9 protein-coding genes are annotated in these 12797 nt (G+C 45.2%); 1 reads left to right on the top strand and 8 read right to left on the bottom strand.

Annotated elements, in window-relative coordinates; all coding sequences use genetic code 11:
* Positions 1–23: 23 nt before the first annotated feature.
* The 8 genes from H9Q76_RS03770 to H9Q76_RS03735 all read right to left on the bottom strand — a co-directional run bounded on the left by H9Q76_RS03770 (position 24) and on the right by H9Q76_RS03735 (position 10224).
* Entirely contained in the window at positions 24–284 is a 261-nt protein-coding gene (locus tag H9Q76_RS03770) for a hypothetical protein (protein WP_021984393.1), read from the bottom strand.
* A gap of 31 nt (positions 285–315) precedes the next feature.
* On the bottom strand, positions 316–993 hold the full coding sequence (locus H9Q76_RS03765; protein ID WP_117780293.1) for a hypothetical protein: 678 nt from the start codon (positions 991–993) through the stop codon (positions 316–318).
* A 30-nt stretch (positions 994–1023) separates the two neighbouring features.
* Entirely contained in the window at positions 1024–1902 is an 879-nt protein-coding gene (locus H9Q76_RS03760; protein ID WP_021984395.1) for an SPL family radical SAM protein, read from the bottom strand.
* A gap of 23 nt (positions 1903–1925) precedes the next feature.
* The gene (locus H9Q76_RS03755) at positions 1926–6326 is read right to left on the bottom strand and encodes a coiled-coil domain-containing protein (protein WP_249321684.1); all 4401 of its coding nucleotides are present in this window, start codon (positions 6324–6326) and stop codon (positions 1926–1928) included.
* On the bottom strand, positions 6319–7032 hold the full coding sequence (locus tag H9Q76_RS03750) for a DUF6063 family protein (RefSeq protein WP_021984397.1): 714 nt from the start codon (positions 7030–7032) through the stop codon (positions 6319–6321). The genes H9Q76_RS03755 and H9Q76_RS03750 overlap by 8 nt, the downstream gene beginning before the upstream one ends.
* On the bottom strand, positions 7032–8606 hold the full coding sequence (locus H9Q76_RS03745) for a hypothetical protein (RefSeq protein ID WP_021984398.1): 1575 nt from the start codon (positions 8604–8606) through the stop codon (positions 7032–7034). The genes H9Q76_RS03750 and H9Q76_RS03745 overlap by 1 nt, the downstream gene beginning before the upstream one ends.
* Before the next feature lie 178 nt (positions 8607–8784).
* Positions 8785–9648 carry a class II fructose-1,6-bisphosphate aldolase gene (gene fba / locus H9Q76_RS03740; RefSeq protein ID WP_117780290.1) on the bottom strand — a complete coding sequence of 288 codons (864 nt, stop codon included), beginning with the start codon at positions 9646–9648 and terminating at the stop codon, positions 8785–8787.
* A gap of 75 nt (positions 9649–9723) precedes the next feature.
* Entirely contained in the window at positions 9724–10224 is a 501-nt protein-coding gene (locus tag H9Q76_RS03735) for a CarD family transcriptional regulator (protein WP_021984400.1), read from the bottom strand.
* A gap of 266 nt (positions 10225–10490) precedes the next feature.
* Between H9Q76_RS03735 and H9Q76_RS03730 the strand changes: the two genes are divergently transcribed.
* Positions 10491–12797, top strand: a complete 2307-nt coding sequence (locus tag H9Q76_RS03730) for a GGDEF domain-containing protein (RefSeq protein ID WP_021984401.1) — start codon at positions 10491–10493, stop codon at positions 12795–12797.

Raw genomic sequence — 12797 nt, 5'->3', positions numbered from 1 at the left:
TCGGCTTTCTTATTTCATTTATTTTAGTTCATCTTTACATGATCAATTTCGTCATTGCAGTTTTTGATTGACTCTTTTGCAGCGTCAATCTTCTCTACCAACGGCGAAAATTCCGGATCCATCTGCGCACCCTCTTTTACCTTATTGTAGAAGATCTCACCGATTGCCTCATATGTCTCCTTGATATTTGCCTTTTCCTTGCTGATCTTTGCTTTCAGCTTTGTAACCTCCACTGCGTCACCAGCTTCACTCTTCACTGTCTTTACAAAATCCTTAAATGCCATTTTCATACCCTCCTACACTTTTTCTATTTTACTAACAGGTACTGCCTGTCTTTTTATACAACTTCAAACCATACATCTGTCCAAACAGATTTACCACTGCACAAACCAGATTTGCAATCAGCACATACAGGTAAATCGTATAAAGTCCGATCTGCTTATGCATCTCCACTCTGGAGAACATATTGGCGATATCTCCGGTCTTCGAATGTCCAATCAAATAAAGCACCAGTGTTGCTACCGCCAGTATCGTCATCGCAACGGAGATTGGGAAGAGTGGTTTCTTCTTTGGATTGATTGCTGTTACCGTACCTACCAGAGATAACACCACTTGTACCGCCATCAGCAGTCCCATCACATACAGAAAGATGCGGATCGATGGACTGAAATCCGCCGCAACCAGATTATCGCTCAAAAGCACGATATCGGTCTGAGTCTCATCATACAGAGTCTGCAGAATATAATAAAATCCTCTTGCTGCTACAATCATCGCAACCACTGCGGAAGCAGCTGCCATAATCGTCATGATCATAGACATGCCGGAATAGAAATTCATCTTCACATCTGCGGCTGTCTCCGGCTGCGCGTTCTTTGCTTCTACTGGTTTCGGTTCTGGCTTTTTCTCTGCCTGCGGCTGTTTTGGCTGCGCCTTCTCCTGTGCCTGTCTCAGCTCCTTTTTTTCCTGTTGTCTTTCTTTTTTGCTCTTACTCATCTTCTCCATCTCCTCATATATCTACCATTTTTACATCATGTCAAACAAACTGAGCTGTGTTCCAATCGTCTTATTCTTATACTCCCGCGTGAACCGAAGCAGTTCTTCCTTATCATACTGGATTCCATGCGCCTCGCAGGTCTCACGGATGCACGCCATAATCTCGGTATAATTTTTTGTCTTCAATGTCTTCTCGTCTGCGTAAACTGCCTCATACTGATCGTAGATATCCGGGAAATTCTTATAGAGCTGCTGATAAAACCGCTCCCGGTTTCCCTCTCTTAAAACCGGACACATTTTGTCCGTCAGGATTCCATATACGCCCGCTTTCACACAGTACGACAACAACCCCTGTATGTTCTCCATGTCATCATTGATAAACGGCAGGATTGGTGCCAGGTTGACGATCACTGTGATGCCCCGCTCCGTGAGCTGCTGCATCAGCGAAAACCGCTCTGATGGAAGCGACGTTCCAGGCTCTAACTTTTTCGCGAGCGAATCATCATAGGTACTCAGCCGCACGATCACGATGCATTTGGTCTTACGGTTGATCTTATCTAAGATATCAATATCCCGCAGTGCAAGCATTGAATGTGTATGTAATACCAATCCAAAATCAAACCGCTCGATCTGGTTCAGACACCGCCGCACCAGTTGCAATTCCTCTTCGAGCGGAATATACGGCTCCGACGAAGAACCGATCTGTATCATGCTCCTTGTCCGCTTTTTCTTCAATGCATACTCCAGCATATCCACAGCATGGGCTTTTACCTCGATATCTTCAAATTCGTGATCCATCCGGTGGCAGGTACTGCGTGCATCGCAGAACACACACGAATAACTGCATCCCCGATAGATATTCAGACCATTCTGCGGAGATAAAATTGCTTTTACTTCCTTGTAATGCATAACTTATCCTCTGTCTTTCCCTACTATATAAAATCGAAGCTCACCTGTTCATATTCAAGATCCTGATAAACAAGTTCCTCCTGCTCGACTTTGCTTGTATAATCGACAACTACGGTCAGCTGCTTTCCGCCTGCCATCTGTTGTCCTAAAATATAATTGACATCGAATCGTCCGGTGATTGCTGGTGTTGCCCCACGTGCCGGCACGATCAGCTGTACATGATTTGCCGCAAGCAATGCGAAGATCGGCTCCCAAATATACACATCCTTCGCCGCACCAAACGGGTTATCAATAAAGATCGTCTTTGTTCCTGTATCCTCATTTCCAATCCGGTACATACCGGAAATGTAATTGATGATGGAAATCAGGAATTGGATATAAATACCCTGCGACTGTCCGGTACTTCCAACGGCCTCCTCGTATTTCAGATAACGGCTCTGTTCTTTGATTCTTTCCCGCTTATACAGACTCAGCTTGATCGCATTCATATCGGTTACAATCACACTGAACAATTTCTTTAAAGTCAAACTGTTCCTAATAAATTTCATCCGGTCGCGATCCTGCTCATAATCATCTGCCTGTGCCACGATGCGGTCTACATAATCCGACATCCGCTGTTTCAAAAACTCATCCTTCACATATGGCACCTGTAAGCCTACCATCTGGATCACTTCATCCTCCATGATAATCCGGGAAAGCTTCGGTAATTTATCCAGCTCCGTCCGCACATCCAAACACCGTTGCAGGCACTGCTCCTCGAAGTTTGCTTTGAGCCCCTCCATATCGGTCAGACTCTTCTCCACACGGTCACGTTCCAGACGCACATATCCAACCATAGACTCCAGATTGTCCACCAATGCCTTTGCCTCTGCATAATTCTCTGGAATCCGCACATCGTCCCGGATCGTTCCCGCAAGCTCATACGCATGCATCTCATCAAACGCCTGTGCCGTATTGCCCTTAAATTTGAGCAGCTCATTTTTCGCACGGTCAAGCTGTTTGCATGTCCGGTCGAAATTCATAAGCTGGGATTCAAACATCTCCCGTAATGTCTCTTTATCCTCTAACATCGGTGTCGCATCTTCCAGACTGATCTCATGTGTCGTTACGATCCGCTTGACATCCTTATACAGATCTGTCATATACCGCTGCCGTTTCTCATAGGTACGATACTCTTCGTCGCACGCCTTTGCTTCCGCCTCCAGCCGTGCCAGCAATGTCTGCCCGCTTTCAAGACTGGCAATGATCTCTGACTCACTTGCATCCACTTCCTCGTAAGAACCATATCCATTCTGGATATTCTCGATTGCATATTGAATGCTTCCATCTAACTTATCTGCTTTGGAGCGGATCTCGGAAAGCTGCCGTTCCTCTTTCTTTAACTGTTCCTTCGTCTGTGCAATATTCTCCCGGCATACGGTAAGCACCGCATCATCCGAGAAATACAGCAGATTCCGGCTTTCCAGATCTGCCAGTTCTTTAAAATCAACACCTCTGCGCTCGATTGATTTTCTGGATTTTTCCATCGAAGCAAGCAATGTGGCGATCACGAGCTGCTTATCTTCCATCGCACGCATATCGCCGCGGTTCTCATCAACCATTGTCCGGAATCTCGCCCGTAAATCCTCATCCGAAATCGTTAATACTTCGTATTCCTGATCGACATTATAATAAGACTCATAATTATCTTTCCATTCACGTACAAGCGTATCCAGCTGTTCCTGCATGAAACGTATTTTCGCTTCTGTTTGCTCTGTATCAAGCCGGCTGTCTCCGCCCTGTGCCACGAACGATGCTTTCTGTTCTTCCAGACGCTCCAGTGCCTTTTCTGCCTCTGCCTGCCGCTGTTCCTGTGTAGCAATCACAGAGGTTAACTGCTCCACGGTATATAACCGGTTCACATCCTGTATGCATGCTTCGTATTCCTGCTTACAATTTTCCTGTTTTTCTTTCGATGCCGCAATCTTCTTGCGGATTATTTCGAGCTCATCCATGCATGCGGTAAGCTGCGTCTCTAATTCCGTCGCCGTCTTTCTTGCATCTGCCAGACGTTTTCCTGCCTCCAACAGATCCCGGTCAGACAGACGGATTAAAAATGCCTGATCCTCCCGGTATGCAGAAAGCATCTCCTCCTGCATGGCAAGCTGATCGCCAATCTCTGTTTCCCGCTGCCGCTCCTTTGCGACCAGTGTGCTGATCGTCTCGGCATCCAGCAGATACTCCGGTGTTGCCGACACCGCAAACACATTGTCTCCGAGATGCATCGCCATGTCTTCCATCCGGTCACGGTCGTAAATATAGACTGGAACTTCTCCTGTATCAATCGTGCGGATATTCGGATCTTCTGCCAGGGTATCGTAGTCCTCTGCCACAATCCCATAAACAAGCTGTGGATTTGCTGAAAGTACCGCCGCCTGCTTGTCCGCCGGCAGAGCCGATACATAATCCATTCCGTACATAGCTGCACTTCCATGCCGTGTCTCAATATAATCCAATACCTTCTTGGCAGCCTCGGATACTCCGATCAATCTGCCCTCCGCCAGTCGCTCCGCATTCTTGGCGCATTCCACTCCCTGCTTTTTCAGTGCCTCTATCTTGAGCACCGCATCACGGATACGATCTGCCAGCACATCCGACAGTGCTTCCATCTCGGATGCCCCGTAAATTGTCTGTATCTTATGCAGTTTTTCTGCCGCTTCCTCAAATGCCTGTTCCTTCGTCAGAAGCTCCGCAAGCTGCTTCTCATTTTCTGCCTGTTGCAGACGAAGCTGCATCAGCCGTTCCTTCTGCGCTTCTTCCTTTTTCCTGCAATCTGCGACAAGCGCTTCCTCCTGTGTCTGCTGTTCCTGCAAAGATGCCAGTAACTCTTTGGACTCTGCAAGCTGCTCATCCACTTTCGTAAACCGGATCTCATTCATCTCCATACGGATTGCGGAAAGCTGTTCGGATAACTGCCGGATCTGCGTCTCAGCCTCCTGCTTGCTATGCTCATACACTGCCTGCTGCACCTGCATCTCAGCAAGCATCTTCTCATTATATTTCTGCTTTGCGACCTCACGCTTTAATTCTTCCGTATCGGCTGCAATCTGGTTGCGCAGGTTCGTCATCTGCACATCCATGCGCATCTTTATATTATAGGCATAGGTATATAACTGTGTCTCATCAAAGGCTGACGCATTCATCTGCGCCTTTACCCACGCCTCCAGTTCATCCTTTTTCCTGCGGTCATCCACATATTCGAGATACTCGTTAATACTCTCTTTTTTTGCGAACTCCGCCTGCTCAGTCTCCAGACGGCTCTGTTCCAGTTCAAGCTGTTTTTCCGCCTGTTTAATCTGTCCGTAAAGCTGTTCGAGATGTCGTTTATCCCGTGCAACCTTCAGGCATTCCATCCGTTTTCTCTGGTCGTCCTTTGCCGCACGCTTCTCATTGCGCGTCTGCTCCAGCTTTTCCAGCGTCTCGGCATCATTTTTTACAAACTCTTCTCCAGTCACGCAGATATCCGCCAGAAGCTTCTCCATATTCGTCTGCTCCTGATACAGACTCATAAATGACGCGACTTTATCCCGCAACACCTCGATCAGCTCCGCCTGATGGTCATAGCTTGTAATATCCTTTTTCTTCTTAGCAAGGATCGTAAGTTGCTCCTTGATATCCATGAGCATCTTCGCCATTGTGTCAGAATCCTCGCCGTCACGCATCGTCTTTACTGCATACGCTTTCTCGATGATGCCCTCGATCAGCAGATCCTCCACGACCTTTCGCGTCGTCTTATAATTCGTCTCGAAGTAGGTACGCACATGCCCCTCGGTCTTATTGATTCCTCGGATGATCTCCCACTGGCTCTCATGCAGACCATATCCGCTGATAAACCGCTGGTATTCACCCTTCCGGTCAAAGATGCAGACCTTCAGTGACATATCACGATGTTCTAACTCTTTCAGATAATTCCGCAATCCCTGAAACGTGATGCGCTCTTTGTCCTTCGACAACGGCAGATTGATAATATCATTTTTATTGTACTCCCGGTAGAAAATACAGTAATTGAAATACTCAATCGCTGCCACATCCTTCTTCGCCGTCTCGCCCTCGACATCCTTCGCTTTGCGCGCGCAGAATCCCGTCGTCATATAGCGATAGCCTTCCTTGCGATCCTGCTCATCCAACTTCCATTCGACGAGAGAATGGATGGTTGTATTTCCATTTCCGGTACGAAACAGCTTTTCAATCGGCTGTTTCTCATCGAGTGTACAGTTTGGAATCATGTTCTGCATCAAAAGCAGCATCAGCACACTCTTTCCACCACCATTTGCCAGATCGTACAAAGTGTTCTTTCCATACATCCGCATGGTAAAATCATCGTAGTACTGCGTTCCAAAATTATATTTTACATTGTTGACACGAATACGGTTGATACTAGGCATTTGTCTCTCCTCCCAGTACTTTGTAAATTTTTCCTTTGTACTCCTCGAAATAGTTCTCCACGATCGCATGGAAACGGTCAGTTGGATAATAGCGGTCTTCCACCGCGATAAATAATTTCTGTTCCTGTAAGAAATTAAACGTCAGTTTCACATATCCGGTACGGGACGCACGGCTGGCACGGTTCTTGTCCTTCTCATCGGAAGTCACAAGTGGAAGCTCATCCCACAAAAGCGCCAGTGACTTGAAACTGTCCGCTTCCACATCACTCATGGAATACACAGACAGATCCTTTGTAATTGACGCAAGATACGTTGTTACCTGCTCTAAAATATCTTCGAGCCGCACATATTCCTTCACCTGATACGATGCGGAATCCTGATAGAACAGTAACAGGAAATTGTACATGATAAAATATACCATATACAGCTCCCGGTTTAACCGTAGCCCAAGCAGACGCTTCATATCATCGTTTGTATATCCAAACACGCGGTTTCCCTCACCGGCAGTCAGATAGACCGCATCCTGATATTCATATAAATTCAAATTCAGTTTTTTCATCATCTTGGTTACAATGTCGTACACAGCAGCATTTGCATAAAATTCTTCATACAGATCCCGTGTGTCCGGATTGCTTCTGGAGATTTCCTGCCCGGTAATCAACGCGGCATATACATCCAATGCTTTTTCCAGATTTCGCTGTTCCATTACTCGGCTGCCTCCCTTTCAAAATTCATATCCGTTACCACAAACGGCTCGACGGCTTCTATATCCTGCATCTGTGGTTTGATCTCTACCTCATCCGTTCCAAATGTGATTGTGAATCGAATATCTCGAATGCGTTCCTTTTCTTCCTCTGTCAGATGTTCGACGACCATCTCTTCTAACATCGTTTCCTGCTTCTCGAGCATTTCATCAACCCGATACGACCGCTTCCCGGATAAATGTACCAGGAACGCATAGTAATCGCGGTTTGTATAGATTTCCTCGCCAAATTTTATTTCAAGGATTCCATTGTATTCCTTCAAGGTAACACGATTCCACTTCTTCAACTGATCGCAGAGCTCGTAGAACAGGTGGGCGAAGTTTCGTCCGATCTTCTCCTCCAGAATCTCGTCCTCATACTTGAAATCTGGTGTCAGTTCCCGCTTTTCAATCTTCTCTGTCTCCTGCTTCTCATCACTTCGAAGCGTCAGGATATTGTCGATGTTCCGCATCGTGAAATACTTATCCATCCGCGGCGCAAACAGCGGTTCCAGCACATGTGCCAGCAGATCCGGCTGATCCAGCTTCATGATCGTATTTAACGCCTGCTTAAAATCAAAGACTGGTCTTAATTTCCGTAATTTCGCCCGGTTGATGATCTGATCGGACAACTGTGACAGCTCGGTTGTCTCACCGATCAGGCGGCTATGATTGTAGATTGTTTTCTTTAACTCTGTCTCCAACTGGCTGATCTCCGAGAGTGCCTTCGAATGCAGGGTCGGTGAACCTCCATCGGTATCGCGTTCAAACTCTGCCTTTTCAATCGCCTTATCGACCAGCGCCTTGTTCTTCACAAATAATTTCTGCTCTTCGGTAAACCACTTTGCCGTCGTGTCCATGAAATGTTCATACGCCTTTGCACCCTCGAACACATCCACTCCAAGCAGCTTTACGACCTGCTCCTTCTGCTCAATCAGCGAGATCACCTGACTGTTGATCCGACGAACCACATCGATACCGCCCTTGAAGTTGTTCGCATTGATCATCTTCTCAAGCAACAACTGGGATACATTGATCTTGCTCTCGTCTTTGATTTCCTTCGTATCCAGATAGAACTCAATGCCCTCTGGCGTAATCGTATAATAAACCGTCCCCTGCGCGATATGACTGTCAATCAGCTTCACGCGTGCGACCTTGTTTTCCCGCACTTCCGGATCATAGAAATGAAACTCAAACGCCCGCCCGTCATTTTTAATCTTATCAAAAATATAGGAGATCAGTTCGCGCAGCTCTACCAGTTCCTCTTCCAGCTTGAAATCCCGCGTCAGAAGTTCCCGCAGGAAATCCTCATATTCTTCATACGTGACGTCCTTTTCGTGGAAATTGTTTTCATTGATGAAAAACCGCAAGGACGCCATCGTGATATATCCCATATCTAAAAACGCATACTTACCTTCCTTGTACTGTGTAAAAGTCGTCTCATTCAACACGAAAAACGGATAGTACTTTTTCAGATTCTGCATCCGCGCACTATGTTCTGCAATTATATCGTTGATCATTACGTGTTTTAAAGCCATGCGTTTTCTCCTGGTTCGGCAGTAGTTTACATAAATGGGCATACTGCCGCATAATTATAATAATTATAATACATGCAGACACAGGAAACAAGAGAAATACAGAAGAAAAACGTTGAAAAAAGTCGCCCTACATGATGTAGAGCGACTCGCATCTAGTCTTTTTTAAAGAAGTTACTTATTAAGCCTTACCAACAGATCCGAAAAGTTCCATCTTCTCTTTTACTGTTGCCTTGATAGCTTCTGCACCAGGTGCAAGGAGCTTACGTGGATCAAATCCCTTACCCTCGAGATCCTTACCAGCTTCAATGTACTTTCTTGTAGCTTCCTGGAATGAAAGCTGACACTCTGTATTTACGTTGATCTTAGATACACCAAGTGTAATTGCCTTCTTGATCATATCAGCAGGAATACCTGTACCACCGTGAAGTACGAGAGGCATAATGCCTGTCTTCTGCTGGATAGCATCCAATGTCTCGAAAGAAAGTCCCTTCCAGTTTGCCGGATACTTACCATGGATATTACCGATACCTGCAGCAAGCATGTCTACGCCAAGATCAGCGATTGTCTTACATTCTTCAGGATCTGCACACTCACCCATACCTACAACGCCGTCTTCTTCTCCACCGATAGAACCAACTTCACACTCGATAGAAAGACCAAGCTGATGAGCTACGTTTACGAGCTCTGTAGACTTAGCAAGGTTCTCTTCGAATGGATAGTGAGAACCATCAAACATGATAGATGTGAAACCAGCCTTGATACACTTATAACATCCTTCGTATGTTCCATGATCCAAATGAAGTGCTACTGGAACTGTGATTCCAAGTTCCTCGTCCATAGCCTTAACCATAGCTGCAACTGTCTTGAATCCTGTCATATACTTTCCGGCACCCTCAGATACACCAAGGATAACTGGGGAGTTGAGCTCCTGTGCTGTTAAAAGAATTGACTTTGTCCACTCAAGGTTATTGATGTTGAACTGACCAACTGCATAATGACCAGCTTTAGCCTTTTTCAACATTTCTGTAGCTGAAACTAACATTTGTAATTCCTCCATTTTTCTTTAATTTTATCCTAGATAAGCATATTATACTATACTATCCGAAAAAATAAAAGACTATTGCTTACAATAATCTAAAAATTTCTCTTTGATTTCTTCCCGGTCTTTTCCCATAACCAGAGAAAGCTCACTGTATAAGCCCTCCTCGGCGAGCTTCATATACCGTTCATCAGTTACCGTCACTTTCTTGCCATGTGACTCACGCTCTTCTTTCCGGATCAGAAGTGCCTTGATTACCTTGACACACTGGCGCAGATCACAGCTTTTCATTGCCTTTTTGTAACTGTCATCCCGCATCCGCTCACTCTCTACCTGCAATGGTTCGATTTCCTTGACCTCTTCCATCAAAGCTGCCGCCTCATCGGCTGTGATCACACTCCGAAGCACAACCCGGCTATTGTCTGTCGGGCAAAACAACCGACTGTCCCTTGTCTTTTCCGGCACTAACACATAATACAATTTGTCTTCATCAATTCCCGCTATATCCGGATGTGTGATCTCCTCCACCCGGCATATACCATTGCTTCCATATACGATATAATCGCCTACATGAAACACTCTCTCGCCTCCATCTTTCTATTAAACCCTCTTATATTCTACCTATTTATAATATCACTTTTGCAGGCAAATCGTAAGTCGGTTTTTCTGAATCTCCAGATTTTCAGCACTTTTGCAAAGATAGTTTCCTATTTTTTTGTGTTTTTTCACAATAGTATGCTACAAATTTTACAATTTTTGAAAATTATGTTGAATTTTCAGTTAAAATGTCGATAATGAAATTATAAGGTTCGTGGTTTGTTTTATGGAACAAGGGGGAATTTTCTTTGCGAAAAAATATAGGATTGCTAATCAATGATTTGAATACTCCATTTACATCAGAGGCAGTCAAAGGTGCCGAGCTTGGCGCACGTGCCATCGATGCAAATATGTATATCTTTCCGGGTATGTATCTTGATAATACCCTTATTTCTGATGACCATTTACAGTACGAATATCAGTATAATACCCTGTTCCAGTTTGCAAATGATAATCACCTGGATATTTTATATATTATGATGGGACTGATCGGTTGTCGTATTGATCTTGACGCCCGCCGCAGATTCCTTGCACAATTTCTTGGAATTCCGGTTGTCATCCTCTACACCGATATGCCAGGGTATCCATCTATGATTTTTGATAATCAGGGCGCCTTCATGCAGGGCATCCGGCATCTGATCGTCGATCACGGTGCGAAGAACATCGGTTACGTCAGCGGTCCAAAGACCAATATTGACGCAATGGAACGTCTGAATGCCTATCGCAAGGTTCTGGAAGAACAGAATATTCCATATAACGAAAACTATGTTGTCTATGGCAATTTCGAGGATAGTAGTGAAAAGCTGATCGGAGCTTTCGTCTCAACCCATCCGGAATTAGATGCCGTCGTATTTGCAAATGATGAAATGGCAAAAGGCGGATATCGTGTATTTGCCAAGCTTGGACTGAAGGTCGGCAAGGACATCTTAGCAATCGGCTTTGATAATGCGCCTTACGCGTCCACATTAAATCCACCTCTCACAACCGTCGAGGCAAACGCAGCTGAGCTTGCATACAAGGCAATCCTCCATATGGCGGATTTCTTAGATGAGAATACAGCACCTGTCGCACAGCGTGTTGCAACCCATTATATTCACCGCTGCTCCTGTGGCTGTGCGAACTACGATTATGATTCTCTGGCAGCAAAACTGCAATTGGTTGGACTTCTCGACGAGAAGAAACGTCCAGAGATTCTGAAACATATTATGAACTATCTGTTCAGCACTTACGCTGACACAAACATCATCCTCCAGTTAAAGGATGACCTGTCCGTATTTTTCCGTCTGATCTGCGATCTGACAACATCAAACGATATTGCAGCAGATCGAATGGATGTCCAGACATTGTTCACACAGATTATCGAACAGCCGATTTTCTCCTATACTTCGGTAGAGCTTTTTGTGAATCTGCTGTTCTCCTTACAATTTGTATTGGAGCGTCAGATTGAAGATCCAGAGAAGCGGATTACGTTCGTCGATGTCTTTTCATCGATGTATCAGCAGCTTTCCATCTCCAACTTCCGTACCTACCAGAAGCAGTACGGCAGTATGGCACAGATCACACATCTGGTGGACGAAATCAGCGCAAACCTGTCACAATCCAGACTGATGGATCTTCCATTTGAATCCATCCTGAAAAATATGAGTGCGATTGGTATCCACTCTTCGTTCTTATATACGTTCAAACAGCCGATCAATCATCCACACGACACAGTATTCCGCAAACCGGATTCGCTGTTGTTACGTGCCTATACGATTGAAAACCAGTCCTTCGGTGTACCGAAGAACGAACAGCTTGTAACAATTAACAGCATTTTCAACAACACAAAGATGCAGCAGGATAAACGGAGAACTTACATCCTTGCACCGCTGTTCTCACAGGAACAGTTGCTTGGTCTGATTGTCTGTGATACGGAGCTTGATTATTTCAATATGGTTCCATCCCTTGGCATCCATATTTCTGCCGCGTTAAAGACGATGCTTTTGTTAGAACAGCAGAAAGAAATCAGTGAACATCTGCAGCAAAACTTAGAGCAGATGTCCAAGCATAATCTGATCTTAAAGGAGATCTCCAAGACCGATCAGCTGACCGGCTTATACAACCGCTGGGGATTCTTAGACTACGTCAAGACGATCATTGAGAATCCGATGAACCAGAACCGAGAGGTACTTGTTCTCTATGCAGACATGGACAACCTGAAGATGATCAACGATAAATACGGGCACGACGAAGGTGATTTTGCCCTCCGGGAAATCGGTATGATCTTAAAAGAAGCATTCCGAAATACCGATGTTATCTCCCGCTTCGGCGGAGACGAGTTTGTAGCTTTCGCACTGCTTGGTATTCCAAACTACGAAAAGATCATGAAGCATCGTATCGCAGAAATCACAGAACGCCATAATCAGATGGTTCAAAAGCCATACCGGATTGAGATGAGTATCGGTATCTGTGAAGTTGCCTGTACAAAAGATCTGGATATCGAAGAGGTGTTGGAACAGGCAGATAAAAAACTGTACATCGAAAAGAAAGCGAAGAAAGAAAAGCAAAAAAAGTAG

The sequence above is a fragment of the Wujia chipingensis genome (assembly GCF_014337155.1).
Classification (GTDB): Bacteria; Bacillota; Clostridia; order Lachnospirales; family Lachnospiraceae; genus Coprococcus_C; species Coprococcus_C hominis.
This window is presented reverse-complemented; position numbering and strand designations above follow the sequence as displayed.